This window comes from Bacillus sp. B15-48 (genome assembly GCF_016879755.1).
Lineage (GTDB): Bacteria > Bacillota > Bacilli > Bacillales > Cytobacillaceae > Mesobacillus_B.
On record NZ_WOFU01000016.1, the window covers coordinates 1 to 26,091 of the forward strand.

The following is a 26,091-nucleotide window of genomic DNA, read 5'->3' on the forward strand; positions in this document are numbered from 1 at the left end:
GTGCGGACGGGATAAGTGCTGAAAGCATCTAAGCATGAAGCCCCCCTCAAGATGAGATTTCCCATAGTTTATACTAGTAAGATCCCTGAAAGATGATCAGGTTGATAGGTCAGAGGTGGAAGCGCGGTGACGTGTGGAGCTGACTGATACTAATCGATCGAGGACTTAACCTAATACGTTAAGGAAGATACTCGAATTGCTTTTTCTTCTTACAAACATTATCTAGTTTTGAGGGAACAAACCTCAATGAAATATAGTCTGGTGGCGATAGCGAGAAGGTCACACCCGTTCCCATGCCGAACACGGAAGTTAAGCTTCTCAGCGCCGATGGTAGTTGGGGGCCTCCCCCTGTGAGAGTAGGACGTTGCCAGGCATAGCCCCTTTTTGGGGCATTTATTTTGTCTTAATGTTGAATATTTCCTGTTGGCTATATATTCTAGTGGCTAAACCATCGCCCATTTATGTACTTGCAGGGCATTTATATATACGGGGAAGCCACTCGAAGCTAAGGGATTTAGATGATGCGCCTTTAGCTCAGTTGGATAGAGCAACGGCCTTCTAAGCCGTGTGTCAGAGGTTCGAATCCTCTAAGGCGCGTATAGTACAAATCAAGTTTTGATTTTTATCGGTAAAATACTCCATCCCGTTCGTAAAGGTATACTTTTACGAGCGGTTTTTTAGTTTGAAAATAAACTCATATTCCTCTGTCCTCTATTGTTGGATAAGTAGGCAAAAACTAGGAAGCTCGCACTTCCTAGTTTTTTTTTTACCTAAATTTAATTCAAATTTTTAAAACATTCATATTTATTTAGCAAGTATTTCATAGAAACTTGCTATATTTAAAGTAGCAAGAAAGGGGAGATGGGGATGGAGTTTCTTAAGGTAACGGACTTAACAAAGAAATACAAAGACCATGAAGCGGTAAAACAAGTAAGTTTCTCGGTACAAAAAGGGGAATCATTTGGGCTTTTGGGGCCAAATGGAGCAGGGAAAACGACAACAATTCAAATGGTTACAGGGTTATTTCCGCCGACATCTGGCCAAATAACAATTGCAGGGATGGATGTAAGGAAATATCCGAAAAAAACACAAGGACTAATAGGAGTTGTACCTCAGGAAATTGCTTTATATCAGGATATGAGTGCGTTGGAAAATTTGAAATTTTGGGGGAGAATGTATGGGCTTGGTGGGGTACAGCTGAAAACAAGGGTGGAAGAAGCGTTAGAGCTTATCGGCCTCAGTGATCGATCGAACGAAAAAGTAGCGACCTTTTCAGGTGGAATGAAACGACGCGTAAATATTGCTGCTGCGATCCTCCACAGGCCGGAACTGCTCATTATGGACGAGCCAACTGTTGGGATTGATCCACAATCAAGAACTCACATTTTAGACACGGTAAAAAGGTTAAATGAAGAAGGGATGACGGTTATTTATACGAGTCATTATATGGAGGAAGTGGAGTACGTGTGTAAACGGATTGGGATTATGGACCACGGTCTGTTTATAGCCGAAGGGACACTTTCTGAATTACGTGAAAGAATTGGTGACCGGTCACGAATTATCCTTTCCTTTTCACATGACCATAGCCAGTTATCTACTACTTTCCAGATTCCAAGTGTAGAAAAAGAGGATATTCAATGGAAGGAACAGCAACTTACCGTTTTTCATAAAAATCCACAGCTGATTCTATCTGACCTTGTTAAGCAAGTAACAAATGCAGGGGTAGAAGTGAAAAGTGTTGAAATCGTAGAGCCTAACCTCGAAAGTGTATTTTTACATCTAACTGGAAGAAGTCTACGGGATTAGGGGGGATATATCATGAGTTTTTGGTGGCTAGCGTGGAAGGATACACTCTCTCTTAGCAGAGATAAAAAGGCCTTGTTAACATTAGTGTTAATGCCAATTCTTTTAATTGGTATTCTTGGTATGGCGTTTGGCAATATCTTTTCCGACGAAGAAGCACAACTAAACACGTTTCCACTTGGCGTCGTTAATTTGGATCAAGGCGAATTTGGAAATATTCTTGAGAAAGAAGTATTAGAAAAAAGTCTTTCCTCCACTGTTCAGGTTCATTCAGTAAATAAAGATGAATTTCAAGCTTCGCTTGCAAGCAAAGACATAACGGTTGGGGTTGTTCTTCCGGAGGACTTCTCAAGATCGGTCATCGGAGGGAAGGTAGCAGAAGTACAGGTTGTTTCCATCCCAGGTGCAGACATTCAGTCATCAATCGTCGAGATAATCATAAAGCAGTTTACACAAGCGATTAGCCTTGAAACATCTGCACTTCAAATCGCTGCTGAAGCCGCGGTCAATTCCGGACAGCAAGGAGCGACAGCCATTTTTCCGCAATCAGACCTTCAACGGCAAGGGCTTCCGTTTTCTGTTATTCGAGAAAGAACGGTAGAGGCAAATAAAACCCAGGTAGGTTCTTTTCAATATTATGCAGCCGGAATGGGTGTCATGTTCCTGTTGATGACCGTTGTCACTGGGGTTGGTGCCATGCTGGAAGAGAAAGAACAAGAGGTTTATCGAAGAATGCTTGTCACTCAGTTAACGTATTCGCATTATTTATTAGGGAAGCTTCTCGGTTTAATAGCATTGTGCAGCATACAAATGGCGATTATTATCATTGGAACGAGGCTTCTTTTCGGTGTAAGTTGGGGAGATTCGATTGCAGGAATCATCTTGATTGCTTTTGCTTATATTTTCAGTGCATGTGGCCTCGGAGTAATGATTGGATCATTCATCAAAACAGAGAAAACATTTAATGCAGCGGGTATGCTCGGTACACAAATTTTGGCAGTAACGGGAGGGAGTATGGTTCCTCTTTATCTCTTCCCCGATTGGTTAAATCAGCTTTCAAAAATCTTTCCAAATGCTCTGGCCTTGCAAACATTTCTTGATTTAATGGCTGGCGAAAAGTTTCTCGGTGTTATTTTTGAAGCAGGAATGCTTTTTGCTATAGGGGTGTTATTTCTGGGGATAGCGCTGCTTAAGCTATCAGCGGAAAGGAGAAAGACCTATGCGTAAAATAGGGAGTATTACTTGGCTGCGCTTGAAAAACATGCTTAAGTCTCCAGGCGGATTTGTGCTAATGTTTGTGATGCCGGTTGTATTTAGCTTAATATTTGGCGGTATGGCGAGTGGTGGCACAGAGAAAAAACCAATTGTCTTACTTGTTGGTGGAGAGGATGAGTTGAGCAGGGAAATTTTGATGTTGATAGAGGGAAATCCACAATACCGGTGGTTGGAAGCAACAGAGATCGAAGCGCTGGAAAAAGTGGCAAATCGAGATGCGATTGCTGCTGTGATGATTCATGAAAATATTCCCTCACAAATAAAAAAGGAAATGCCTTTGTTTCAATTAGTAAATGAACGGCAAACTCACGAGTATCTTGCTTTAAAGCCTGTTATTGAAGGAGTTGCGCGAACGGTAATTCGAGGGCAGGAACTAGTTGAAGTAGTTGAAAATGTCCATTTGTCAGAACTATTAGCCAATGTGAGCGAACGGAATCAAGTTAATATTGATTATAGAGTATTTCAGAAAGATGGGGAGAACAGTCAAGAAATAAGTTTAATGACGTTAGGGTTTACAATCATGTTCATGATGTTTGGTATTTCAGGTGCCGCTTCAACCATTCTTGATGAAAAAAGGCAAGGAACTTGGCAACGAATTTTAACAACACCTGCAACGAAGCTACAAATGATGATTGGTTATCTACTTGCCTACTTTTTAATGGGATGGATTCAGATGGCCGTGTTAATGATTATGATGACCGTCATTTTTAGTGCTGCTTGGGGAAACCTAGTCTATTTTATTTTGTTTACATCGCTCGTTATTGTAACCATCGTCGGCTTTGGACTGATGATCGCAGGGCTAGTGAAAACAAGCCAGCAGGCAGGTGCTTTAAGCGCTGTATTAATTGTCACGACATGCATGCTTGGCGGCGTTTATTGGTCGCTAGAATTGGTGCCTGAGTTTATGCAGAAAATTTCCAAAGTCATACCGCAAACATGGATGATGGAAGGTTTACGCGAAATCATTAGCGGTAGTATGTCAACATCAACGCTACTAACCGCCATTTTGATTCTAATTGCCTTTAGCCTGATGTTTTTCTCAATCGGGTTAAAAAAGCTTAAATTTCAATAATGATTAAAAAAGCCAAGAATTATTCTTAGCTTTTATCTTGGTAATAGGCCGGGAGGAAGAAACAGAATTCCAAGTACGGCCGCTCCAAACACGGCGAGAATCGCAACGGTTAATAACGACAGAGTGATCTTCTTTCTCGCAACAAAAAAAGCATCCATTTCACCGTACTTTTTAGTCATTGGGTGGGAGACAGTAATTTTATCAAAGACAGAGGCAGTCCAGGAATAGACCATAATGATAAAGGTACAAAAAATACTAATTTTTAGCCAATATGGGGGAATCAAGATTACTGCTGCCACTGTCACTGAAATTAGCTGGAAAAAACTTAAGATATAGGTAGGGTTCCGTATAAAAATTTTAATAAATATCTCGATAAATCCTTTTTTAGGATTTCTGCTTTTAAAAATCCGTTTTGATTTGCGGAAAATCCAAGGTGTTGTCCGTGTCGATACTTTAATATTCTCTATCTCAGGTGCTGCAGTAAAAATTAATTGGATATATTTATTTCGTTCTTGCTGCTCTAATAGCCATTCTTCTTCAAATGAAGAAATTCTCTTTAGGGCCGGGTAGTGAAAAATTACTGCACAAAAAGTCAGTAAAATGATGATGATGCTCATAATTAAATAGGCTTCGGAAGCCCATAGCCAGTACATGAATTGAACAAGCCAGCTCCCTAAAATAAAAATGACGATAGAAGCTAAAACTCTCATTATTTTGGATTCTATTTTTCGTAGCTTTCCTTTTATCGTCATCAACAGCCAATTTAACGATGTAAATAAACTATAAAATGCTAAGCACTGCGCAACGGATACAAAAGAAGCATGGTAGAAAAACGGTAAAAATATGAGCGTCACGACTCCAAAGAGGAACGCCCTGACAATGAACGAATAAACAAAACTGGTTTTTTTCAGCCCAAGGAACAGCTGATGGTGCTTAATAAGAAATACTTTATCTGCTTCCTGAATAAAAGTGCGATAGTTTCCGTACCAAGTAAAAAGATAGCTAAGGAAAAACAGGAATAGGATCGGTGTCTCGGTCATCCACAGAGGCGCATCCTGCCACCAAGAGCGATAAATAAAGGTAAAAATGAGGAGACCAGGAAGCAGAAGGTAGACGATGACGGTCCAATCAAAGATAGTAGCAAAAACCTTTGATTGGAACTTCCACTCTTCTTTCATCCGTTGGAAAAATACCTTCCTTCTACCCATGAATAAATTCCTCAGAAAACGTGTGGAAACATTCATACAGTGTTCCGTTCGGAAGCTTACACTGTTCTTGAATTTCTCTTAATGTCCCTTGGGCAGTAAGAACCCCATTATTGATTAATAGAAAACGATCACAGATTCGTTCAGCTGTGTCCAAAACATGGGTGGACATAAGGATGCCTGCACCGCGTTTGCGCTCTATTTCTATCGAAGAAAGAAAGATTTTCATAGCATTAGGATCAAGTCCGATAAACGGCTCATCAATGATATAAAGATTAGGTTGAATGATGAGTGAGAGAATCAACATCGCTTTTTGCTGCATTCCTTTTGAATAAGTGTTCGGCAGTTTATGGGCATGTGGTGCAAGTTGGTAGAGTTCTAGCAGTCTTTTTGCCTCTATTTTATAATTTTCATCCTCTAGTCCTTCAACCGCAGCAACAAAATCGAGATGCTCCCAAAGTGTTAGTTCATCATAAAAAATAGGCCGTTCAGGAACATAGGAATACTTGCTGTTTCGTTGAAAATCAATTCTTCCATTCATTTCGGGGATTAGTCCAAGAATCGATTTAATCGTGGTACTTTTACCGGCCCCGTTCGGCCCAATCAGCCCAACGAGTTCCCCAGGTTCAATGTGAAAATAAATATCGTTAATGACGGGTTTAGCTGTTTCATAGCCTGCCTGTTTGATTGATACATTAAGTATGGACATACAAACCACTCCTTCTTTTGTTCTACGGATTAAGGGGGGAAAGGTTCCTATTCTGGTAAAAACAGGAATAAAAAAGTGTTTTTCAATTAGAACGGTAAACCCCACTGCTGAATGTTTCAATTTATCACTTCATAAGTCCAGTCATTCATTCCACCTGTCATGTTATATACATTTGCAAAACCATGCTCTGTTAACATCTTACTTGCTTGGGTAGATCGATTCCCACTTCGACAAACAATTAAAAAGGTCTCTTCTTTGTTTAGTTCATTCAGTCTTCCTTCTAATTCTTGTAAAGGAAGGAGAGTCGCATTTGGAATATGTCCTTCATTATACTCTTCAGGTGTTCTAACATCTAAAATGGTTACTTCAGAATCATCGATTAATTGCTTTGCTTCGGTAATGGAAATATTTTCATATCCTTCAATGTTACATGCAGTCAGAACAACTAAAATTACTAGTGCTAATAATATCTTTTTCACTTTCATCGTCACCTCAATATTTTAGATCTCAACCAATTAAAAGGTTAAATTACATACAGGGGTATAATCAGCTTAGCTATATTTTAATCACCCGTCAATAATATGATTTTTCCATACTTGAATAGTTTAACTTTATACACATACTACCACTAACACAATTTGTTCTTATTTCTGGTAAATATTATATTGGAGAAATTTTTAACGTTGTAAAAATATAAAAAAGAAATGAACGTTTCTTTTGTGCCGAACGTCATATAGTTGATCGCAATAGAAAGGGGCATCGTATGGAACATGAGGAGGATACGGCTTTAATTCAAAAAGCGTTGATTGGCGATGATGATGCGTTTGCTCAGCTGTTTCACCGGCATTATTCATTTTTATATAAATATCTTTTAAAACTAACACTTGATGAAGAAGTGAGTAGAGATTTGGCCCAAGATACGATGTTCAAATGCTATACGCATTTATCTTCTTATAAAGGGGAGGGCAAGGTCTCGACTTGGATGATTTCAATTGCCTCTAGATTATATATCGACCTTCTCCGTAAGCAAAAGCGGGAGAAGAAATGGGTCGAACAATTAAAGCGAACGCTTTCTCGCCAGCTTGCGTGGCAAGCAAATTCAAAAGGAATGGAATGGAGCGATGCCTTTGCTGACTTTAACCAGTTAAACGCGGATGTAAGAGTACCCATTCTGTTACATCATTACTACGGTTATACGTATGAAGAGATTGGCAAAATGATTGGGATTCGAACGGGAACGGTCAAATCGCGAGTTCATAATGGTTTAAAACAGTTAAGGAAGGAGTGAGAGGATGAAGCAAGATGATCGCGAGCAAATTCAGAAATTACACCAAGATTGGGAGCAAATCGATGAATTAGCAGCACACTCCTCAACATCAGTTATAAACATTAAAGAGCAATTAGCCGATTACAGGGCGATGGAAAAAAAGCGGTTTTATAAAGAATTAGCGATCTTTTTATTCACGGCTGTTTTTGTTTTAACTGTTTTTGCCTTGAGTATCGTTCAGGTTCCAAGGGTATTTATTTACATTCAAGTAGGAGCGACCTTTTTGGCTCCAATTGTGCTTTTTCTGCTGTTTAAACGGAAGAAACAAGAAGGAGAGACGTTATGACAAATTTTGAATTATACGTCGCTCTTCCCGTCATCATTATCTCATTGCTCGTTCAAAGTATATTGCTATTTATAGATGCAAAGAAAAAGCGGACTTATGCCTGGTTTTGGGGATTGTGGGGGTTGATTCAATTCCCGATGCCGACATTGTTTTATTTGTTGTTTGTGGTTATCCCCTATCGACGAAGGCAGAGGAAATTAAATAAAGGAGATTGAAAAGTATGGATGTGTTAACTGAGATTAACTGGGCGTTACTTGCACCAATCCTATTTTTACAAGCAATTTTGATGATCACGGCATTAATCAGCTGTGTCAAACAAGAAGAAACAAATGGGCCAAAAGGAATGTGGATTGCGATTATCATTATCGTAAACTTAATTGGACCAATCCTATACTTTTTATTTGGTCGAAAAAATCGCTAGGGAAGGAGCGGGAGCGCATGCTTGTAAATATTAAAGATTTAGCTAAAAAATATAAAGAAAATGTGGCCGTTCACTCCATTTCTTTTTCAATTGAAAAAGGCCGATGTATCGCCTTGCTTGGTCCCAATGGAGCTGGCAAAACGACGACGTTGCAAATGTTGGCAGGATTGTTAACACCGACAAAAGGGACGATTGAATTTATTGGATATGAGAACAAGGATTATCGTCCATTAATAGGTTTTTTGCCACAGCACCCTTCATTTTTTAATTGGATGTCAGCGAAAGAATTCCTACAGTTTGCGGGGGAGCTTTCGCACGTACCAAAAAAACAGTTGGCTAATCGAATAAATGAAACATTAGCATTTGTACGCTTGGAGGATGCGAAGAATAAGAAGATAGGTAGTTTTTCGGGGGGAATGAAGCAAAGACTAGGGTTGGCTCAGGCGTTGTTGCATGAACCGGAGTTGCTTATTTTAGATGAACCTGTATCAGCGCTTGATCCAACAGGAAGGCGTGATGTGCTTCAGTTAATTAATCAGTTGAAAACTAGGATGACCATTCTTTTTTCTACCCATATATTACATGATGCAGAGCAAGTATGTGATGAAATTTTAATGTTGAAAAACGGAACGTTAAAATGGAATGGTACACTGTCAGCGTTAAAAACAGAATTTGATTCATTAGCGATAAAATTGCGTACGGAAGAACCGCTAAAAGGAATCCTCGAAAAGCTCGATTTTATTGAAAATATTGAGTATCTTGATTTGACGACAGCTAAAATTGCAATGCATGATACGGGCAAAACAAGTCAGCTCCTTCAAGGATTAATTCGTCATAATCGCACGCTTGTCCATTATGAAATGATGCAGGATTCTTTAGAGGATGCTTATATGAAGGTGATGGAACGATGAAGAACTTTTTTATTTTATTTAGAAAAGAAATGAAGGAAAGTATTCGCAGTGGCAAGTGGATTTGGCTGCCGATTGTGTTAGTAATTATCGGTGTTTCACAACCAATTACGAATTACTATATGCCGCAAATTCTTGAGGCCGCCGGTAATCTCCCAGAGGGTACGGTGATCGAAATTCCGATGCCGACCGGGGAGGAAGTGTTAATTGGGACAATGTCACAATACGGAACAATCGGGACACTTTTATTTGTCTTGGCAATAATGGGTGTGATTTCTCAGGAGAGACAAAATGGTTCATTGATGCTTGTAATGGTAAGGCCAGTCAGTGCGTTTGAGTATATTTTTAGTAAATTTATCTCGCAATTATGTATTTTATTTGTTTCGCTGGTGGCAAGTTATGTTTTTACATGGTATTATACCAATTTGCTTTTTGAATACGTACCGTGGACATTAATGTTAAGCAGCTTAATGGTCTACAGTATGTGGCTAGTTTTTATAGCTGCTGTTACGATATTCTTTGGCACATTATTGCGAAATAGCGGGGGAATTGCGGGAGTGAGTGTGCTTTTGCTGGCGGCAATCAGCCTTCTTACAACATTGTTGCCGAAATACATGGAATGGAGCCCTGGGAATCTCCGTTTAGAAGCCTCACTTATTTTATTGGAGGGAGAATGGGCAAGTTCCACTTGGTTAGTTGTTTCTAGTACGTTGGGTCTGTCGATTTTATTTCTAGGTTTAGCTGTAGTTGTGTTTAAAAGGTTTGAAAGTTTTGGTCAATGAAATAAAGCGATTGTATTATCGAACTTTGCCTCTCTTTGGCAAGGTTTTTTTGTTTATCATTTAAGTAGATATGGTAATCTTATAAGGTGTGATTTCTTAAGGAAAGGAATTGAGCGTGTGTTTGAGTGGCGTAATCTTTTAAAAGGGATGATGATGGGGGCTAGCGACGTTGTCCCTGGTGTTAGTGGTGGAACAATTGCTCTATTAGTTGGGATTTACGAAAGGTTAATTGAAGCAATCAACGGCCTTTCAACAAAAGAATGGAAAAAACATGTGGTCTTCCTCATTCCAGTTGGGTTAGGGATGGGCATTGCCATTTTAACATTAAGCCATGTGATTAGCTGGTTGATTGAATTTTTCCCACAACCAACCTTTTTCTTCTTTCTAGGGCTTATTTTAGCGATTATCCCAACGTTGCTGCGTGAAGCTAATTATAAAAAAACATTCGGCGGGATGCACTATTTGTTGTTAGTCATTGCTGCAATTGCTGTGGCAGCTACCGCTTTCATAGGCGAAGATTCAGTGACAATCATGACAAATTTGACATGGGCAGATTATCTTTTTCTTCTTTTTTCCGGATGGCTGGCAAGCTCAGCGATGATTTTGCCAGGTATAAGCGGTTCACTAGTTTTACTATTAATGGGTGTATATATGACGGTCATGGATGCGATAAAATCCTTTCATCTTCCGATTATTATCGTTGTCGGTCTAGGAATTGTGCTAGGTCTGTTATTAACTAGCAAGCTTATTCGTTATTTGTTTATCCATTATCGTGCAGCAACCTATGCAATAATGATTGGCTTTGTAGTTGGTTCCCTTTTCGTTGTCTACCCTGGATGGCCTAATGATGTACTTCTTATGGCGATTAGTATTTTAGCGTTTTTATGTGGGTATGTGTTTGCTTATCTGTTAGGGAAAGTTGAAAGAGGAGAGTCTTAATCATAAAGCGAAACTTCTCCTGAAAAAAAGAGTAAACAAATATAAAAAAAGTTATCCTAAAAAAACAGGATAGCTTTTTTCAATTTATAAATTATATATTATGAAAAGGGTTTCAAGTCCCAAACATTAGAATTTTCGATTATTAAATATGAACAAAATAAAAACTTTGTCGAAAATTGTTGATTATTTTGAGAAAAAGTATTATCATATTCAATATTATATTAAAAAAATATTCTCATAATTTATAAAAAAGTGAGAATTAAAACATACGGAGGAAAGTAAAATGAAGGAAAAATTATCGTTTTCATCTTATGCAGCAATTGGAGTTATGCTATTCGCACTATTCTTTGGGGCTGGGAATTTAATTTTCCCTGCGCAATTAGGACAAAGTGCTGGTGCAAGCTTGTGGCCAGCAGTCATCGGATTTTTAATTACTGGTGTCGGCTTGCCATTACTCGGTATTTTAGCGATGAGCTTTTCAGGCAGCAAAGATTTACAGGAGCTTGGCGGAAGGGTTTCACCTGGATACGGAATCTTTTTTACAGTTTTACTTTATTTAACGATTGGGCCATTTTTTGCGGCTCCTCGTACTGGAACAGTCGCTTTTGATGTAGGGGTCTCACCTTTTATAAGTGAAGGATTTCATCAAACAGGTTTACTCATTTTTACAATCATTTTCTTTTCAGCGTCTCTCTTGTTTTCATTAAATCCAGCAAAGATTGTACAGAACGTTGGAAAGATATTAGCTCCGGCGCTCGTTGTACTTCTTGTCGTCCTGTTACTCACAGCTATTTTTAACCCGATGGGCGAAATTCAACCTGCGACAGAAGCTTATCATACGGGTGCTTTTGTTCAAGGCTTCCTTGAAGGATATAATACGATGGATGCATTAGCTTCTCTAGTATTCGGAATTATCGTTATTAAAGCCATTCAAGCGATGGGGGTTACATCGAAAAGTGGAATTTTAAAATCAACAGCTAAAGCTGGTATAGTTGCTATTACCTTACTAGGAGCTATTTACGTTGGAATTGCTTATTTGGGCGCAACAAGTGTAGAAATTCTCGGAGTTGCACCAACAGGTGGAGCTGTACTAAGTGGAGCGGTATCTCACTATTTCGGAACGATCGGCTCAATGCTATTAGCAGTAATGATCATCCTAGCTTGTTTAACGACATCGATTGGGTTAACCATTTCTTGTGCTGAATATTTTCATTCATTATTGCCGAAATTTAGTTATAAATCACTTGTCATTTTCTTCTCAACGATTACTTTTGTAATTGCTAACTTTGGATTGGCGAATATCATTACCTTCTCTATCCCAGTATTGATGTTCTTATATCCACTTGCGATCGTTCTAATGCTTTTAGCTTTCTTGTCACCATTATTTAATCATTCGCAAGTAGTGTATGTTGCTACGATTGCGGTTACTTTTATTATAAGTTTGTTTGACGGACTAAAAGTGTTTTGTGACTTATTAGGAATTGAGTATTTCGGGTGGATGGCTGCAGTTGTCAACTTCTACGATCAAGTATTGCCATTGTATAACCAAGGTTTAGGATGGTTGCTTCCAGCTTTAATCGTCATCATAATTACAGGTGTTATTACTCGAATTCAAGAGTTTTCGACGGTAAAAGTAAACTAAATCGATTGATGAAACAGGGTTCCTTAGTTTATAGGAATCCTGTTTTTTTATTTAGGAATAATTTTAGAGCATTGCTGTGAGCGGAAAAAGATGTTAGACGGTGTTTGTTTGCTTAGCTCTTTAAAAAACGGTGTATTGTTCAGTTGGATAGCTTGAGGAGAAGTGTTACAATTGCAAAGAATCAAAAAAGGTGTAAAAAAACCATTTAGGGGGCGGCTATATGTTACTTGAATATGCCCTTGTGTTTCTTGGAGCTGCGATTCCTTGGTTTGAAATAGGCTTAGTTATTCCGCTTGGAATTATTATGGGATTGTCTCCGTTTTGGGTGATGTTTTTAGCTTTTATAGGCAATTTAAGTACCGTCATTCCGCTTATTTTGGCGTTTGCGAAAGTGCAGGATTGGTATGCAAATAGGCAAGAAAAAAAGGGGGAAGCGTCTTCGAAACGAAGTGAACGTGCGAAAAAGGTGTGGAATAAGTATGGTTTGCCAGGCTTAGCCTTTTTAGGACCGATTTTGACGGGGATTCATATTGCCACATTCATCGGAATGTCCTTAGGTGCATCAAAGAGGTGGACTTTTATTTGGATGACGGCGAGCCTTGCATTATGGACGCTGATCTTTGGAGTTGTGACCATGCTTGGGTTTGATTTATTTGTACATTATCGCTAAAGCTCGGATTGAAAGTGGGGGAAGAAGGAATTGGAAACCCTTCCTCTCTCACTGTTGTTATTCGTCGTTCTCCTCTAGATTTATCGCAGATTAACTGGCAGCTTTATTAATAAATCCACGACTTTGTTAATTTCCTCTTCGGTAGTATATCTTCCTAAACTAAATCGAACGGCGCCCATTCCAACGGATTCTTCAACGCCCATTGCCTTTAAAACGGGGGATAAAGAAACTTCACCAGCATGGCAAGCCGAGCCGGTAGAGGCGGCAATCATTGGTATGGATGCAAGGATATCTTGGCCAACTCTTTTTTCAAAATTAATATTTAACGTATTTGGCAGACGCTCTATCGGGTGTCCATTAAGCGATACTTGCGGAATTTGCTGTAGTTGGTTCCAAAATTTATCTCTTAACTGTTTAATTCTGCTATTTTCAGCCTCATTCTCTTTAGCTAATTCACAAGCCCTTCCTAAACCAACAGCCAAGACGATATTTTCTGTACCTGCTCTTCGTCCGCTTTCATGACCTGCACCGTGAATTAGAGGCTCAATGTCGATTCCTTTGCGAATATACAAAGCTCCAATCCCTTTAGGTGCATATACTTTGTGGCCGGCAATCGTTAAAAAATCAATTTGAAGGAGATTAACATCAATCGGTACTTTTCCAATCGATTGAGAAGCATCTGTATGGAATAAGACGTTATGCCTTTTGGCAATTTGACCAATCTCTTCGATTGGTTGAATAGTTCCGACTTCATTGTTTGAATGCATAACAGAAATTAAGATTGTTTGCTCTGTGATGCTTTTTTCAATATGATCAGGGTCCACCCGGCCCAACGAATCGACATCAAGATAAGTAATTTTCGCCCCGAGTTTTTCTAGGAATTTACAGGGATTTAAAATGGCAGGATGCTCTATTTTTGTGGTGATTATATGGTTCCCTTTCTCTTTAAGGGAATGGTAAACACCTTTTAACACATGGTTATTCGATTCACTGCCTCCACTCGTAAAAACAATCTCGTCCGCATGGCAATTTAATAACGATGCCACTTGTTTCCGTGCGTTCTCAACGGCTAGCTTGGCATCGATTCCGGCGAAATGAAGAGCGGATGGGTTTCCATAAAATCCCTCTAAATAAGGCGACATTGCCTCCTTAACTTCAGGTGCAATCGGTGTGCTAGCATTATAATCAAGATATATTTGTTGCAAATAGAATCACTCCTAGTCATGGATAATTTGTTATTACGAGATTGCTCGTTCGCATGCATTTTTTAAAAACTCTTCCCTTTCATCTTAATACATTTGAAAATAATGGTGAAATGAAATATAGAATTAACGATTGTTCAGAGAAAGTTAAAATGAATCGTTTACTTCTTAAAAATCAATTATAAAGAAAGTATAAAATTGGCTGAAATTCCCTTTAATCATGCTAAATTTATCTACAGGAGGAAGTCATATGAATTCGCGAATATTACTTGTTGAAGATGACCCTGAGATTGCGCGCGTTGTCAGGGACTTGTTATTACGGGAAGGCTTTGAGGTCACTTGGGCAACGACGGGTTTAGAAGGCTGGGAGGACTTTCAAACGGCAAACTATGATCTCGTTTTAGTGGACCTGATGTTACCTGAAATGGATGGCTTTACATTATGTAAAAATATCCGTTGGAAAAGTGACGTTCCAATTATGATTATTAGTGCTCGAAAAGAGGATGAAGACAAAGTTGAGGGCCTTCAACTTGGTGCTGATGATTATCTATCAAAACCGTTTAGCTTAATCGAGCTAAAAGCACGTGTCGAATCATTGCTTCGCCGCTGGCGGCGTTATAATGGTCAATTAACAGAAGACGTTAAAAAAACTGAATATGCAAATGGATTGATCATTTATTGGGATCAACATAAGGTGATCCGAAATGGGAGAGAGATCCTTTTAACAGGAAAAGAATTTGATTTATTGAAAGTTTTATCGGAGAATCTCCAGGTAACTTTTTCAAAAAGTGAACTATATCAACATGTTTGGCAGCAACTAGATGTATCCGACCTGCATACGGTAACCGTTCATATTAAATCATTAAGAGAGAAGCTTGAAGATCCGATTAAGAATCCATATTTTATTCAAACGGTTTGGGGAAAAGGGTATCGGTTTATAGGAGAACCGTTGTGAAGATAAAGACTTGGTTGTTATTGTCCTATTTTATTGTGATGATCCTTCCTCTGGCCGCTGTATATGTTTTGTTTGCCTGGATTCAATCCTATCATAATGATCAAAAAGTTTCCGAGTATTTTCAAATGACCGGAAAGTTGCAGACGATTATTTCGGTCCTTGATAACCCTGATTTATACAAGCCGAACATCGAGCGACCAGATGTAGACCAGCTCGTTCATTCAGAAGTTTCAATTGCCCTGTTTAATCCAAATGGTCTTGTTCTCTATTCATCGGATCCGGCTGCTGTGCCAATACAATTTGCCCTAAATAAAGAAGCACTATATGAAAACTTATATTCGCTTGAACAAGGGTATCGTAGTTTTGACTATAAGCAACCTGTGTTCGCACAAAATGAGCTTGTCGGTTTCTTCGAAGTACAACTTGCTAGGGAGGAATGGGTCACAGGTGTCGAAAATCGAAGTTGGTATATATTAGGTTTATTTATCATGATTTTTGCACTGATTTTTTTGGTGGTAGCTGTCTTAGTTAATCGAAAATTAAATAAAAGATTAAAAGAGTTAATGGGGCAAATGACCTCATTTGCCAATGATCAAGTCATTAACGAGACTCCCATGAAAAAAGATGAAATTGGCGAACTTACGGCCCATTTTTATGCAATGAAAAAGCAAATTGAAGCCGCTAGAGAGGCAATTGAAAAACAACAACAAGAAAAAGAGTATATGATTGCAACCATCTCACATGATCTGAAAACACCATTAACTTCGATTCGTGCCTATGCTGAGCTACTTACACCAGAGCAGAAACAATCAGACTATCAACAGCTAGAGTACCGAACGATCATCATCGAAAAAGCCAATTACATGAAGCAAATGCTAGACGATTTATTAATGTACACTCTGTTGCAGTCACCAACATATGAGTTGGAGTTCGTTGAAGTTGATGGCAGTGAATTTTTTGAAATGCTTGTAGAAGATTACGAACCTCTATGTAAAAACAAAAAGCTTCAGTTGGCCGTTCATTGTCAAGTAACCGGAAATTACGAATTAAATCCGAAACAAATGATGCGGGTTGCAGATAACTTGGTGAGTAATGCAATTCAACATAGTGAGATTGGCGGGCAACTATGGATTGGGGCTTTTTCTAGTAATCTGTCAAAACCAGGCTGGCTGTTTGATTTTATGAAAGATTCGGAGCTGTTAAAAGCCCCAAATAGTGTGTTTTTTATCGTTCAAAATAGAGGCAAGGGGATTCCTAAAGATAAAATCGTTCATTTGTTTGAACCGCTATTCCAGGTTGATCAGGCACGTAGCAAAAGAGATGCTCGGGGTACAGGTTTAGGTCTTAGTATTACAAAGCAAGTCATTGAAAAACATCATGGCACTGTCCAAGTGTTCTCGCATGAAGAAATAGGGACATGTGTTGTTTGTAGGTTACCTAAAATAAAAAAAGAAGGTGTATGTAATGAATTTTAAACAATTAGCTGGAATAATCAGTTTAATAGGAGTGATGATGATGACGATTTTTGGCTGTTCCTCTGATTCGGTGAACCAGTTTACCCCGGAACAAGTGATTAGCAATGCATTAGAAGAACCAGAAGGCCTAGGAACTTATTATGCAGAAGCGGCAATGACGACGAAGGAGCAAGGAGTAGAGGCCGAGAAACTAGTGTTGAAAGAATGGGTAAGTAAGGAAGGGAAAAGACGTACGGAAACAGAAAATGCGGATGGAAGTAACGTGAACATCGCCGTTAATGATGGCACAAAATTGATTAGTTACCAACCTGAGATTAATAAAGCCTTTGTCATCGAAAGCGAAGATCTTTTCCCTTTAAATAATGTTTCACCTAAGGAACAGGCAGAGCAATTATTAAAATTGACCCGTGATACACATGAGGTGACATTAAACGGAGAAGAGGAAATAGCTGGTCGCATGGCGTATCATATTATCGCAAAGGCTGAAGCAGAAAACTCTTTATTTGGAGATCAGGAACTTTGGATTGATAAGGAAAACTGGTTTGTGTTGAAAATATACTCAAAATCAGGAAATTCAGAAGTGGAAATGGTGTATACGAAGATTGAGTTTGATGCCGATATTGCTGATGATATCTTTGCTCTTCAGTTACCTGAAGATGCTGAAATTGAAAATCTCGAGGACATAAACAATACAAGTGAAGTGACGCTTGCTGAGGCAGCAACAAGCCTTGATGGAGAATTTCTCTATTTCCCTGAAGTTGAAGGCTTGGTAATTTCTAATGTCGAATTGACTCGTTTGCAAGGCGAAATAAACCGAAATGAAGTAGCAATCGATTATGAGAAAGATGGCTTACCAGCGTTCATGATGAGCGTATTTCCAACTCAAGAGGAATTCTCTGAAGGCGAAGGCTTTCCAGGTGAACAGAAAACAACAGTACGTGATCAAAAGGCTTCTTATATGGAAATGAATGATTTCCGTATGCTTAACTGGCAGGAAAACGATTTAACTTATTCCATTATTCTTATTGATCCTACCTTGACGATCGATCAGTTAAAAGAACGAACTGAGACGATGATTCCTGTAAATTAAATAAGCTAAATCACTAAAACGGTTTGATTAAAAACATTTTTGCGTTCTCAATTAATATCCGCTAATGAGTTTTAACAAATAAAGACCCAGAAAAGGCTGAGGTTCTTTTCTGGGTCCATTTAAAGTTTTGTACTAGTAAGTTAAATGTGTTCTTTACATGATAAATAGTACCGGCCCCACCTACGCCAAATACCATGGTAGCCACGCATGCCACCCGCCTGTAATCATTATAATTGAAAACGCTTCCAGATAGCAATGAAAATGCTTTGACAAATTTCGCACTAATTATCCAGAGATTGTGAAAACGTCGTGACGAATAGGACGATTGAATGATGTGACATATTTTGTTTAGATTTTCCCTCATTTTTTCTAAAATACATATGTTACCGTTATGTTAATGGCGGAAAATCTTTTTAGGAAAAGAGGTCTTAAATATGGGGAATAATAGGAATAATGGTCCAAATATCCTGAAAGAAAAAGAAACCGTTTTGAAGATGATTATGATATATTGTCGAAAGAAGCACCTTAGTCATGAATTATGTTCAGAGTGTATAGATCTAAAAAATTACGCCCATAAAAGACTTTCTCTCTGTCCATATGGTGAAAATAAAGGTGCCTGTTCCAATTGTTCGGTCCATTGCTACAAAATAGTATATAGTGAGCGGATAAACAAAGTGATGCGCTATTCCGGTCCATGGATGCTTGCCTATCATCCGATCTATTCGGTAAAACATCTATTAGATAGAGGAAAATGATCTCTCCCCTTGTTTAAATGTTCACAAAATATATAATACATTTAGGATTTAAGGATTTAAATTTACTCATACTATTAGGTAAGGTCTAAACTATATCGTTTGGAAGAAGGATTTTATTTTGTTTCATTCACTTTTAAATGATCAATTATCATTATTATTTATTATTTTATTTCTTGGTTCCATTTTTGGGCAAGCAAGCATTAAAGGGATTAGTCTAGGTTCTTCAGGTGTTCTGCTCGTAGCGATGGTTTTTGGTCATTTTGGTTACCAAATATCTAGTACAGTGCAACAATTAGGGCTTAGCTTATTCATCGTTGCCGTTGGTTTACAAGCTGGTCCGAGATTTTTCCGCATGATGCGTACGAATGGCATCATTTTTGGGATTATCGGCTTGTTAGTCGTCCTGATTGCGGCGGTCGTTACCGTCATCGTATCGAAGGTATTTCATTTTTCTCCGGCATTAAGTATTGGCCTAATGACGGGGGCACTTACGAGTACGCCAGGATTAGCTGCCGCCATCCAAGCGACCGATGATCCGCTTGCATCTGTTGGTTATGGAATTGCCTATCCATTCGGTGTGATTGCCGTTGTATTATTTGTTCAGCTCCTCCCACGAATTTTAAAAGTTGATTTTAAAAAGGACTTAGCCGAATCGAATGGTCCAAAGCGAAATGAAGCATCCCCTGAATTAATGACGATTGAAGTGACTAATGGATTATTAAATAAACGGACGTTAAAGGAACTGAAACTTCACCGCTACAATACAGTCATTAGTCGGGTCATCCGCGGGGTGCGAAATATTATTGCCTTAAATGATACCGTGCTTCTAAAAGGAGATCGTCTTGTTGCGATTGGAGAAAAGAAGGACTTAGAGAGGCTTTGTAAAGATATCGGTGTGCAAGTAGCAACAAACTTTAATAATTCCGACCATATTAAGCTTCGTAAAGTGGTTGTTGATTCTGATGAATTTGTTGGAAAGAATTTGGAGGAGTTAGGCTTAAGAAGCATATACGGTGTAACGATAACGAGAATTGAACGAGCTGGGCTAGAGTATAATCAAAATCCGAAATGGCGACTAGAAAGAGGAGACGTCGTTACAATTGTCAGCAGTGAAGACCGCTTAAATAAAGTAGAGACATTATTTAGCAAAAATCACTTAACCGTTACAAATGTTCATATTTTATCTTTAAGTTTTATTTTATTAATCGGAGTCATCGTTGGAATGATTCCGATTCATTTACCAGGGCTTGGAACCATTACCTTTGGTGTAGCTGGCGGGCCATTATTTGTCGCTTTGATTATTGGCCATTTCGGAAAAATTGGTCCGATTCAAGCACGTTACTTTCAACCTTCTACGAGAGTAATTAGTGATATCGGCCTCGTTTTATTTTTAGCAGGTGCAGGGACAACGGCTGGACAAGGCCTTGTGGAAGTGGTGAAAACGGAGGGACTAAGCTTAGTGTTTGGGGGAACTTTGATCACCATGACTCCTATTTTTGCAGGCTATCTGTTGGCAAGAAAATGGTTGCGTTTAGGCGTGGCCCATTCACTAGGAGCTCTCTGTGGTGGAATGACAAGTACGCCAGGATTGGGGGCAGTCAATCAGTTGATTAATTCGGATGAACCAGCAATCGCTTATGCAGCAGCCTATCCATTTGCCCTCATTTTTGTTGCAATTACAGCGCAAATATTGATTTTCTTCTTATAAAATGGATGAGTGTCGAGCACAATTGTTGGCTCGACACTTTTCAGGAATTAGCAGCTATGCACTTGTTAAAATAGCTTTTAATTAATAGCCATCGGGCTGGGTATGTATGCATAAAATCGTTAATAACATCAGGAGAGTAAAATAGAAAACAATCCAATTGTGTATTTGTTTCTTTTAAATCATAAAACAATGCATGTAAGATTGTGTAGTAATTGTATATTTGGTAAGGATTGAGCGCAACAACGTCAATATCATGCTTTTCAAGTAAGTTCAATAATGTTTGTTCCTGTAGATAAAAACTTTCCTCTCTTGAGAATCCACTTATTGTTATTTGGTCATTGATAAAATAAATTCCGCGCAAAAAAAATCCGCTCCCGTATTCTGTTTTTTCAGTGAGGGCTACCGTACCCCTTACTTCTGTTATAACCAGCTGTACTTCAATTTATATCATGCTGGCCCTATTCTTTTTTCTGTTTTAAGACAAGACGAAGGGATTTTAGATGCCTTTATTATCAAAAACCTTGACTAGAGAATAAACTATATAAAGGAATAAAGGAGAATTCGACATGAACTATCGCTCCGCATTTGACATTATTGGTCCAGTCATGATTGGACCTTCAAGTTCACATACAGCTGGTGCTGCGCGAATTGGAAGGGTTGCTCGTACATTATTTGAAAAGCAACCGAAAAAAGTAATTATTTCTCTTTATGGATCGTTTGCAAAAACGTATAAAGGCCACGGGACTGATCGGGCATTAGTAGCTGGTTTGTTGGATTTTGATACCTTCGATGAACGGATTCGGAATTCATTAGACATAGCAGAAAAGCTAGGAATGAACGTGATTTTCCGTCCAGAACATGCGGTGCCTGAACATCCGAATACAGTAAAATTAACCTTAATGGATGATAACAATGAAATGGAGATCATTGGTGTTTCAATAGGTGGCGGGTTAATCGAAATTACTGAGATTAATTCATTTAAGTTAAAACTATCTGGCGACCCAGCGATTCTTGTCATGCATCACGATCGATTTGGAATCATTTCTGCAGTAACCTCTCTTTTAGCTACTTATAAACTTAATATTGGTCATATGGAAGTGGCGCGTAAAGAAAAAGGAGAAATGGCGATTATGGTCATTGAAGTCGATCAAAAAATCGAGGAAAAGGTGATTACCGAACTTAAAAAAATTACTCATGTCACGAGAGTCATTCAAATAGTAGAATAAGCAAGCATCAGGAGGGTTAATTATGTTTCGTAATGTAGCGGAACTTGTTCAACTTGCAGAGCAGCATCAAGGGAAAATTGCTGAAGTGATGATCCGGCAAGAAATTAAAGTTTCAGGACGCACTAGAGAAGAAATTTTAACGAAAATGGATGATCATTTATATGTGATGGAAAAGGCCGTCGAGCGTGGGCTAAGTGGTGTGAAATCCCAAACAGGTTTAACTGGGGGCGATGCCGTTTTATTGCAAACATACATTAAGAACGGGAAGACTTTGTCCGGAGAATTAGTATTAGATGCGGTTAGTAAAGCGATGGCGACGAATGAAGTTAATGCTGCTATGGGAGTCATTTGTGCGACCCCTACTGCCGGATCTGCAGGGGTTGTTCCGGGAACGCTGTTTGCGGTGAAAGAAAAGCTTAATCCGAGTCGAAAGGAAATGATCGAGTATTTATTTACGGCTGCCGCATTCGGCTTTGTCGTTGCCAATAATGCCTCGATTTCCGGTGCTGCAGGGGGATGTCAGGCAGAAGTTGGATCGGCAGCAGGAATGGCGGCCGCGGCAATGGTTGAAATGGCTGGTGGAACACCGAAACAAGCTGCTGAGGCGATGGCAATTACATTGAAAAATATGTTAGGTCTAGTATGTGATCCTGTGGCGGGATTAGTAGAAGTTCCATGTGTGAAGCGGAATGCGCTTGGGGCTTCTAGTGCGTTAACAGCAGCGGATATGGCTTTAGCGGGAATAAAAAGTAGAATTCCTTGTGACGAGGTTATCGCAGCCATGTTTACTATCGGGCAAACAATGCCTTCGTCTTTAAAAGAAACAGGAGAGGGCGGACTGGCAGCTACGCCAACAGGTCGAAAGTTGGCGGCTGAAATATTTGGGCAACCAAGAGCAAAATTAAAAGATTACCTTTCGTCAACAACTCATGACTGAAGTCACGAGGGTTCTCGCCTAATCACTAAAAAAGAAGCACATCAAAAAGTTGGTGTGCTTCCTTCGCTTAACGCTTTCGTCCTTGTTCCATAAAAGCTAAGCGTCTCATCGTTGATGATATGAAGTTAGGGGTATTTCGCGCGCTCATTCGATCTTTTAAGGCCTTATCTTTATGTTTTTTTATAAAATCTTTATCAACATGTAGCATGTAAATTCCTCCCTCTTTTTATCCTTTCCAAAATAGCTTGAAACGATTAAGTAGTGCCTAGAATGAAACATCATTAATTGAAAACATAAACGATGGTCATGATAAAAATGGAGAAAGATTCGCATTTGAAACTTATTTTATTCATTTTCGTCTTAAAGTAAGTGAAGTGGATAAATCTTAACTATGAAGGAGAGTCATGAATGAAGTTGATGCAATATTTTAAGGGAGTAGCTTTTGGAATCTTAGCACTTATCGTTTTATTTACAGGAATGCTTCAATCCGTTTCTGCAGACAATAGCGGTGACACGGATGCGATTGATGAAAGATATGGCTTGCCGGTTGTCGTTTATGGTGCGGCTCTTTCAGAAGCGCAACGGAACGAAGTACGGGAGTTATTAGGTGTTCATGACCCAAGCAAGGTTCGCGAAATTACGGTTACAGGAGAAGACCTTGTTTACTATATCGACGGGGATCGTCACTCAAATATGTATTCTTCAGCGAAAATTACTCGTCAAGACCCAAGCAATGGACTCGTTATTAACCAGGTAACACCAGAAAATATTACTGAAGTGAATGATGAAATGTATGCCAATGCTCTGTTAACAGCAGGAGTTGAAGGAGCAATTGTTGAGGTTGCTTCGCCAGTTAAAGTTACTGGTCATTCTGCACTCGTTGGGATTTACAAAGCTTACGATGAAACTGAAGGGTCTAATTTAAGTAGAGAACGAACAGAAGTTGCCAACGAAGAGCTAAATTTAGCGACCGAATTTGCTAAAAAAGAAGGATTGGATCAGGATAAAGTAAGTGAAATGCTTACAGAAATCAAGAAAGAAATCGCTGAACGAAACCCGCGTTCAGCAGAGGAGATTGGCCAAATTATTGATGAAAAGTTACAATCACTAGATATCCAGCTTAGTCCAGAGGACCGCCAGCTTTTGATTGAGTTATTTGAAAAAATGCGTAGTTTAAATATTAATTTTGAGCAAGTTCAATCACAACTTGAAAATCTTACGAAAGATATTCAAAAACGGATTAGTGAAGCTGTAGGAGACAAAGGTTTCCTTCAAGCCGTATCAGATTTCTTTAAAAATCTTATCGAAAGCATAAAAAATATCTTCTCATAAAAAGAACAAAGTGCAGGATTTCTCTCCTGCACTTTTGCTCATTTAAAAGGAAAAATACGAACAATCAATTCATCAACCTGCCCTAACCATGCGGCCAATGGCCTTTATATCAATTTTGTGAAGTTTACGCGCTTATGAATTGCATACATAATCGGGATTCCAATCGCAAGTACCACGAATTCTCCTACGGCGGTCGTTAGCCAGGTGAATAAAAATGGCAATTCAAAGGCGAGTTGTAGCTCGAATGCAATAATAAACATATTAAAGGTAAACACGAGGGTGTTGACAATCATCAAGCCGATGATGCTTTTTATGTAACGGGCGGCTGCAATCGTAATCAATAAAGAAAGGACTGAATGGGCCACGCCGAATACAAGGTCATAGGCGACAATCGGTGAAAAAAATAAATTTGTTAAAAAGACGCCAAGGACAATTCCGTAAAAATAGTTTTTGTTAAAAACAATTAAATGATTAAACATTTCTGATACACGGAATTGAACATTGGTAAAACCAAAAGGTTGGATAATAGCTGAAACCGCGATGTATAAGGCGGCGACAATTCCATTACTAACGATTGATCGAATATTCATTTCATCTCTCCTTAGTTTTTTTTCGTGGGATGGTTTCGAACCACGTCGAGTTATACTCGAAAAACAATATTTTATTATAAGATGTTATGATCGTAATGACAAGATTATATTTCTTCATGAATGAAATATTACTTCGGCAATCGAATAATTTCTGTTTGACAAAGGTTCGAAGATTCGTTTATAGTAAAGATATTATTTTGAATAGTTCTCCTAAAGGGGAGTAGCTTTTACAGCAAAGTCGTCATTTCGGAGGTTCGGAAACAATCTCCCGGCTTTGTTGGCAGCGTTATTCGTTGTTAGCAAGACCTTTACCTACTGGTAGGGGTCTTTTATTGTTTTAGACCTTTACCATGTCCTGGTGAAGGTTTTTTTATTACCATTATCATGCTAACTATTAAAAATATTCATTTCGTTATGAGGAGAGAGGTAGAAATTGAAAAAGAGAAAAATTACATTTACTGATTTGATTGAAAAAAATAAAGAAGAAATTTTGAATGATCAGGCACAATTAAAAAAAATCGAAGAACGACTCGATGCCAAACATGCAATTACAAAAAAAAGTATGGTCATGATGTTGAAACAGAAAAAGTAAACGTTAATTAAAAAACAGATTAAGCTTAGAATTAACATTTCTATCATGAATGAATTAGGTGATTTTATTGTGGAAATTTTTCATGAGGATGAAATTTGTCCTTAAATTCTGGAAATCACTTCCCTTTATAAAAGACTTTTTTTTATCGAAGGAAGTGGAATCCTATAAAAAACTACTTAGTAGTTTGCTCATTCTTACGTACACATTCTTTCCCTTCGATCTCATTCCAGATTTTCTATTTCTCTGGGGATATGTAGATGATGTGGTAATTATCGGGTTAATTATTGAAAGAATGGTCAAGTGGGCTCCGGAAACATTAAAATCCAAATATCATCTCCATGATAAGAAATAAAAGTGGAGTGAGGAGGAATTACTGGTGGAGCTGTCAATATTAGTTGAATACGGATGGGTATTATTAGTATTAATTGCGCTCGAAGGTTTACTAGCAGCGGATAATGCTCTCGTATTAGCAATTATGGTGAAACATCTTCCAGAAGAGGAAAGGAAGAAAGCCTTGTTTTATGGGCTTGCCGGGGCATTTGTCTTTCGGTTTCTTTCCCTGTTTGTTATTTCTTTTCTTGTGGATATATGGCAAGTACAAGCGATCGGTGCTTTATACCTACTCTTTATTGCCATTAACCATATTACCCGAAAGTTAATATTTAGAAAAGAAGAAGATAATCATGAAGGAATTTCCAAAAAGAAATCTGGCTTTTGGGCTACAGTTATAAAAGTCGAAGTCGCAGATATCGCTTTCGCTGTTGACTCAATTTTAGCGGCTGTAGCATTAGCGATGACACTTCCGAATACGAACCTGCCGCCAATCGGAGGAATGGATGGCGGGAAATTTCTCGTCATTTTTGCAGGTGGATTGATTGGTGTCATTATCATGCGATTTGCAGCTACCCTCTTTGTAAAATTGCTTTATGCGCGACCGGGGTTGGAGATTGCTGCTTTTATTATTGTTGGTTGGGTAGGTGTGAAATTAGCAGTATTAACACTAGGCCATCCAGATGTTGCTATAATCCCTTATGAGTTTGCTCATTCGACAGTCTGGAAACTTACTTTCTATATTGTCCTGATCCTCATTGCTGCCGGTGGCTGGCTTTTATCTAAAGAAAAAACAGAAGAACAAACAGCTGTTTAACAGCTATGTGAGAAGAGGAGTTGCTTAAGAATAGGCAGCTCTT

The 26,091-nt window shown here is 38.7% G+C and carries 30 protein-coding genes, 1 tRNA gene, 2 rRNA genes and 1 riboswitch; of the genes, 26 read left to right on the top strand and 7 right to left on the bottom strand.

The annotated features are described in order from the left end of the window. The 6 genes from GNT69_RS23450 to GNT69_RS23475 all read left to right on the top strand — a co-directional run. Positions 1–173 (top strand): 23S ribosomal RNA (locus GNT69_RS23450); the annotation flags it as partial. An 84-nt stretch (positions 174–257) separates the two neighbouring features. Further along, a 5S ribosomal RNA gene (rrf, locus tag GNT69_RS23455) occupies positions 258–373 on the top strand. Positions 374–523: 150 nt separating this feature from the next. Continuing rightward, a tRNA-Arg gene (locus GNT69_RS23460) sits at positions 524–597 on the top strand. Positions 598–867: 270 nt separating this feature from the next. Beyond that, on the top strand, positions 868–1,806 hold the full coding sequence (locus GNT69_RS23465; protein WP_203557417.1) for an ABC transporter ATP-binding protein: 939 nt from the start codon (positions 868–870) through the stop codon (positions 1,804–1,806). Between the two features lie 12 nt (positions 1,807–1,818). Then, positions 1,819–3,030: an ABC transporter permease gene (locus GNT69_RS23470; protein ID WP_203557418.1), complete on the top strand. Its 1,212-nt coding sequence runs from the start codon at positions 1,819–1,821 to the stop codon at positions 3,028–3,030. Continuing rightward, positions 3,023–4,150, top strand: coding sequence for an ABC transporter permease (locus tag GNT69_RS23475; protein ID WP_239094439.1), 1,128 nt, complete (start codon positions 3,023–3,025; stop codon positions 4,148–4,150). The genes GNT69_RS23470 and GNT69_RS23475 overlap by 8 nt, the downstream gene beginning before the upstream one ends. A gap of 32 nt (positions 4,151–4,182) precedes the next feature. Here GNT69_RS23475 and GNT69_RS23480 read toward each other — a convergent pair whose 3' ends face one another. From GNT69_RS23480 to GNT69_RS23490, 3 genes are all read right to left on the bottom strand, one after another. Continuing rightward, positions 4,183–5,358 carry an ABC transporter permease gene (locus GNT69_RS23480; RefSeq protein WP_203557419.1) on the bottom strand — a complete coding sequence of 392 codons (1,176 nt, stop codon included), beginning with the start codon at positions 5,356–5,358 and terminating at the stop codon, positions 4,183–4,185. Continuing rightward, complete coding sequence (locus GNT69_RS23485; protein ID WP_203557420.1) at positions 5,351–6,064, bottom strand: ABC transporter ATP-binding protein; 714 nt, start codon at positions 6,062–6,064, stop codon at positions 5,351–5,353. Before GNT69_RS23485 ends, GNT69_RS23480 begins: the two co-directional genes overlap by 8 nt. A gap of 116 nt (positions 6,065–6,180) precedes the next feature. Next, positions 6,181–6,549, bottom strand: coding sequence for a rhodanese-like domain-containing protein (locus GNT69_RS23490; protein ID WP_203557421.1), 369 nt, complete (start codon positions 6,547–6,549; stop codon positions 6,181–6,183). A 278-nt stretch (positions 6,550–6,827) separates the two neighbouring features. Between GNT69_RS23490 and sigY the strand changes: the two genes are divergently transcribed. The 9 genes from sigY to GNT69_RS23535 all read left to right on the top strand — a co-directional run bounded on the left by sigY (position 6,828) and on the right by GNT69_RS23535 (position 13,039). Then, positions 6,828–7,352 (top strand): RNA polymerase sigma factor SigY, encoded by a 525-nt coding sequence (sigY, locus tag GNT69_RS23495; RefSeq protein WP_203557422.1) that lies wholly within the window; start codon positions 6,828–6,830, stop codon positions 7,350–7,352. A 4-nt stretch (positions 7,353–7,356) separates the two neighbouring features. After that, complete coding sequence (locus GNT69_RS23500; protein WP_203557423.1) at positions 7,357–7,677, top strand: YxlC family protein; 321 nt, start codon at positions 7,357–7,359, stop codon at positions 7,675–7,677. Beyond that, entirely contained in the window at positions 7,674–7,892 is a 219-nt protein-coding gene (locus GNT69_RS23505; RefSeq protein ID WP_203557424.1) for a transcriptional regulator, read from the top strand. The genes GNT69_RS23500 and GNT69_RS23505 overlap by 4 nt, the downstream gene beginning before the upstream one ends. 5 nt (positions 7,893–7,897) lie before the next feature. After that, a complete protein-coding gene (locus tag GNT69_RS23510; RefSeq protein WP_203557425.1) occupies positions 7,898–8,098 on the top strand; it encodes a PLD nuclease N-terminal domain-containing protein in 201 nt (66 codons plus the stop codon). A 17-nt stretch (positions 8,099–8,115) separates the two neighbouring features. Further along, positions 8,116–9,009 carry an ABC transporter ATP-binding protein gene (locus GNT69_RS23515; RefSeq protein WP_203557426.1) on the top strand — a complete coding sequence of 298 codons (894 nt, stop codon included), beginning with the start codon at positions 8,116–8,118 and terminating at the stop codon, positions 9,007–9,009. Beyond that, on the top strand, positions 9,006–9,788 hold the full coding sequence (locus GNT69_RS23520; protein ID WP_203557427.1) for an ABC transporter permease: 783 nt from the start codon (positions 9,006–9,008) through the stop codon (positions 9,786–9,788). The genes GNT69_RS23515 and GNT69_RS23520 overlap by 4 nt, the downstream gene beginning before the upstream one ends. A gap of 117 nt (positions 9,789–9,905) precedes the next feature. After that, positions 9,906–10,727: an undecaprenyl phosphate translocase family protein gene (locus GNT69_RS23525; protein WP_203557428.1), complete on the top strand. Its 822-nt coding sequence runs from the start codon at positions 9,906–9,908 to the stop codon at positions 10,725–10,727. A gap of 283 nt (positions 10,728–11,010) precedes the next feature. After that, positions 11,011–12,369: a branched-chain amino acid transport system II carrier protein gene (brnQ, locus tag GNT69_RS23530; protein WP_203557429.1), complete on the top strand. Its 1,359-nt coding sequence runs from the start codon at positions 11,011–11,013 to the stop codon at positions 12,367–12,369. A gap of 220 nt (positions 12,370–12,589) precedes the next feature. Further along, complete coding sequence (locus tag GNT69_RS23535) at positions 12,590–13,039, top strand: small multi-drug export protein (RefSeq protein WP_203557430.1); 450 nt, start codon at positions 12,590–12,592, stop codon at positions 13,037–13,039. A gap of 80 nt (positions 13,040–13,119) precedes the next feature. Here GNT69_RS23535 and GNT69_RS23540 read toward each other — a convergent pair whose 3' ends face one another. Then, positions 13,120–14,244: a cysteine desulfurase family protein gene (locus tag GNT69_RS23540; RefSeq protein WP_203557431.1), complete on the bottom strand. Its 1,125-nt coding sequence runs from the start codon at positions 14,242–14,244 to the stop codon at positions 13,120–13,122. Positions 14,245–14,491: 247 nt separating this feature from the next. Here GNT69_RS23540 and GNT69_RS23545 point away from each other — a divergent pair, with 247 nt between their 5' ends. From GNT69_RS23545 to GNT69_RS23565, 5 genes are all read left to right on the top strand, one after another. Next, a complete protein-coding gene (locus GNT69_RS23545) occupies positions 14,492–15,196 on the top strand; it encodes a response regulator transcription factor (protein WP_203557432.1) in 705 nt (234 codons plus the stop codon). Beyond that, positions 15,193–16,671, top strand: a complete 1,479-nt coding sequence (locus tag GNT69_RS23550; RefSeq protein WP_203557433.1) for an ATP-binding protein — start codon at positions 15,193–15,195, stop codon at positions 16,669–16,671. The genes GNT69_RS23545 and GNT69_RS23550 overlap by 4 nt, the downstream gene beginning before the upstream one ends. Next, a complete protein-coding gene (locus GNT69_RS23555; protein WP_239094440.1) occupies positions 16,661–17,761 on the top strand; it encodes a LolA family protein in 1,101 nt (366 codons plus the stop codon). The genes GNT69_RS23550 and GNT69_RS23555 overlap by 11 nt, the downstream gene beginning before the upstream one ends. A 434-nt stretch (positions 17,762–18,195) precedes the next feature. After that, entirely contained in the window at positions 18,196–18,516 is a 321-nt protein-coding gene (locus tag GNT69_RS23560; RefSeq protein WP_203557434.1) for a nitrous oxide-stimulated promoter family protein, read from the top strand. Between the two features lie 118 nt (positions 18,517–18,634). Further along, positions 18,635–20,224, top strand: a complete 1,590-nt coding sequence (locus tag GNT69_RS23565; RefSeq protein WP_239094441.1) for an aspartate:alanine exchanger family transporter — start codon at positions 18,635–18,637, stop codon at positions 20,222–20,224. 40 nt (positions 20,225–20,264) lie between these two features. On the opposite strand, the gene GNT69_RS23570 is transcribed toward GNT69_RS23565, so the two are convergent. Next, positions 20,265–20,585: a hypothetical protein gene (locus GNT69_RS23570; RefSeq protein WP_203557435.1), complete on the bottom strand. Its 321-nt coding sequence runs from the start codon at positions 20,583–20,585 to the stop codon at positions 20,265–20,267. 205 nt (positions 20,586–20,790) lie between these two features. Here GNT69_RS23570 and sdaAB point away from each other — a divergent pair, with 205 nt between their 5' ends. Both sdaAB and sdaAA read left to right on the top strand, forming a co-directional pair. Then, a complete protein-coding gene (gene sdaAB, locus GNT69_RS23575) occupies positions 20,791–21,450 on the top strand; it encodes an L-serine ammonia-lyase, iron-sulfur-dependent subunit beta (protein ID WP_203557436.1) in 660 nt (219 codons plus the stop codon). 22 nt (positions 21,451–21,472) lie between these two features. Then, positions 21,473–22,387: an L-serine ammonia-lyase, iron-sulfur-dependent, subunit alpha gene (gene sdaAA / locus GNT69_RS23580; RefSeq protein WP_203557437.1), complete on the top strand. Its 915-nt coding sequence runs from the start codon at positions 21,473–21,475 to the stop codon at positions 22,385–22,387. Positions 22,388–22,454: 67 nt separating this feature from the next. On the opposite strand, the gene GNT69_RS23585 is transcribed toward sdaAA, so the two are convergent. Beyond that, positions 22,455–22,595: a hypothetical protein gene (locus GNT69_RS23585; protein ID WP_203557438.1), complete on the bottom strand. Its 141-nt coding sequence runs from the start codon at positions 22,593–22,595 to the stop codon at positions 22,455–22,457. 200 nt (positions 22,596–22,795) lie between these two features. Here GNT69_RS23585 and GNT69_RS23590 point away from each other — a divergent pair, with 200 nt between their 5' ends. Beyond that, on the top strand, positions 22,796–23,719 hold the full coding sequence (locus GNT69_RS23590) for a DUF1002 domain-containing protein (protein WP_203557439.1): 924 nt from the start codon (positions 22,796–22,798) through the stop codon (positions 23,717–23,719). A gap of 104 nt (positions 23,720–23,823) precedes the next feature. Here GNT69_RS23590 and GNT69_RS23595 read toward each other — a convergent pair whose 3' ends face one another. Next, complete coding sequence (locus GNT69_RS23595) at positions 23,824–24,309, bottom strand: QueT transporter family protein (protein WP_203557440.1); 486 nt, start codon at positions 24,307–24,309, stop codon at positions 23,824–23,826. A gap of 5 nt (positions 24,310–24,314) precedes the next feature. Beyond that, positions 24,315–24,359: riboswitch (PreQ1 riboswitch) on the bottom strand. Positions 24,360–24,742: 383 nt separating this feature from the next. On the opposite strand from GNT69_RS23595, the gene GNT69_RS23600 reads away from it, so the two are divergent. The 3 genes from GNT69_RS23600 to GNT69_RS23610 all read left to right on the top strand — a co-directional run bounded on the left by GNT69_RS23600 (position 24,743) and on the right by GNT69_RS23610 (position 26,048). Then, entirely contained in the window at positions 24,743–24,901 is a 159-nt protein-coding gene (locus GNT69_RS23600) for an FbpB family small basic protein (protein WP_203557441.1), read from the top strand. A gap of 88 nt (positions 24,902–24,989) precedes the next feature. After that, positions 24,990–25,253 (top strand): YkvA family protein, encoded by a 264-nt coding sequence (locus GNT69_RS23605; RefSeq protein WP_343206555.1) that lies wholly within the window; start codon positions 24,990–24,992, stop codon positions 25,251–25,253. Between the two features lie 24 nt (positions 25,254–25,277). Beyond that, positions 25,278–26,048 (top strand): TerC family protein, encoded by a 771-nt coding sequence (locus tag GNT69_RS23610; RefSeq protein ID WP_203557443.1) that lies wholly within the window; start codon positions 25,278–25,280, stop codon positions 26,046–26,048. Positions 26,049–26,091: the final 43 nt, after the last annotated feature.

Coding starts and splice junctions, on each gene's coding strand:
- GNT69_RS23470 (WP_203557418.1), top strand. CDS start 1,819: ATGAGTTTTTGGTGGCTAGCGTGGAAGGATACACTCTCTCTTAGCAGA.
- sigY (WP_203557422.1), top strand. CDS start 6,828: ATGGAACATGAGGAGGATACGGCTTTAATTCAAAAAGCGTTGATTGGC.
- sdaAB (WP_203557436.1), top strand. CDS start 20,791: ATGAACTATCGCTCCGCATTTGACATTATTGGTCCAGTCATGATTGGA.
- GNT69_RS23510 (WP_203557425.1), top strand. CDS start 7,898: ATGGATGTGTTAACTGAGATTAACTGGGCGTTACTTGCACCAATCCTA.
- GNT69_RS23520 (WP_203557427.1), top strand. CDS start 9,006: ATGAAGAACTTTTTTATTTTATTTAGAAAAGAAATGAAGGAAAGTATT.
- GNT69_RS23590 (WP_203557439.1), top strand. CDS start 22,796: ATGAAGTTGATGCAATATTTTAAGGGAGTAGCTTTTGGAATCTTAGCA.
- GNT69_RS23555 (WP_239094440.1), top strand. CDS start 16,661: ATGAATTTTAAACAATTAGCTGGAATAATCAGTTTAATAGGAGTGATG.
- GNT69_RS23605 (WP_343206555.1), top strand. CDS start 24,990: ATGAAATTTGTCCTTAAATTCTGGAAATCACTTCCCTTTATAAAAGAC.
- GNT69_RS23490 (WP_203557421.1), bottom strand. CDS start 6,549: ATGAAAGTGAAAAAGATATTATTAGCACTAGTAATTTTAGTTGTTCTG.
- GNT69_RS23500 (WP_203557423.1), top strand. CDS start 7,357: ATGAAGCAAGATGATCGCGAGCAAATTCAGAAATTACACCAAGATTGG.
- GNT69_RS23505 (WP_203557424.1), top strand. CDS start 7,674: ATGACAAATTTTGAATTATACGTCGCTCTTCCCGTCATCATTATCTCA.
- GNT69_RS23585 (WP_203557438.1), bottom strand. CDS start 22,595: ATGCTACATGTTGATAAAGATTTTATAAAAAAACATAAAGATAAGGCC.
- GNT69_RS23480 (WP_203557419.1), bottom strand. CDS start 5,358: ATGGGTAGAAGGAAGGTATTTTTCCAACGGATGAAAGAAGAGTGGAAG.
- GNT69_RS23545 (WP_203557432.1), top strand. CDS start 14,492: ATGAATTCGCGAATATTACTTGTTGAAGATGACCCTGAGATTGCGCGC.
- GNT69_RS23595 (WP_203557440.1), bottom strand. CDS start 24,309: ATGAATATTCGATCAATCGTTAGTAATGGAATTGTCGCCGCCTTATAC.
- GNT69_RS23560 (WP_203557434.1), top strand. CDS start 18,196: ATGGGGAATAATAGGAATAATGGTCCAAATATCCTGAAAGAAAAAGAA.
- brnQ (WP_203557429.1), top strand. CDS start 11,011: ATGAAGGAAAAATTATCGTTTTCATCTTATGCAGCAATTGGAGTTATG.
- GNT69_RS23475 (WP_239094439.1), top strand. CDS start 3,023: ATGCGTAAAATAGGGAGTATTACTTGGCTGCGCTTGAAAAACATGCTT.
- GNT69_RS23465 (WP_203557417.1), top strand. CDS start 868: ATGGAGTTTCTTAAGGTAACGGACTTAACAAAGAAATACAAAGACCAT.
- sdaAA (WP_203557437.1), top strand. CDS start 21,473: ATGTTTCGTAATGTAGCGGAACTTGTTCAACTTGCAGAGCAGCATCAA.
- GNT69_RS23485 (WP_203557420.1), bottom strand. CDS start 6,064: ATGTCCATACTTAATGTATCAATCAAACAGGCAGGCTATGAAACAGCT.
- GNT69_RS23515 (WP_203557426.1), top strand. CDS start 8,116: ATGCTTGTAAATATTAAAGATTTAGCTAAAAAATATAAAGAAAATGTG.
- GNT69_RS23535 (WP_203557430.1), top strand. CDS start 12,590: ATGTTACTTGAATATGCCCTTGTGTTTCTTGGAGCTGCGATTCCTTGG.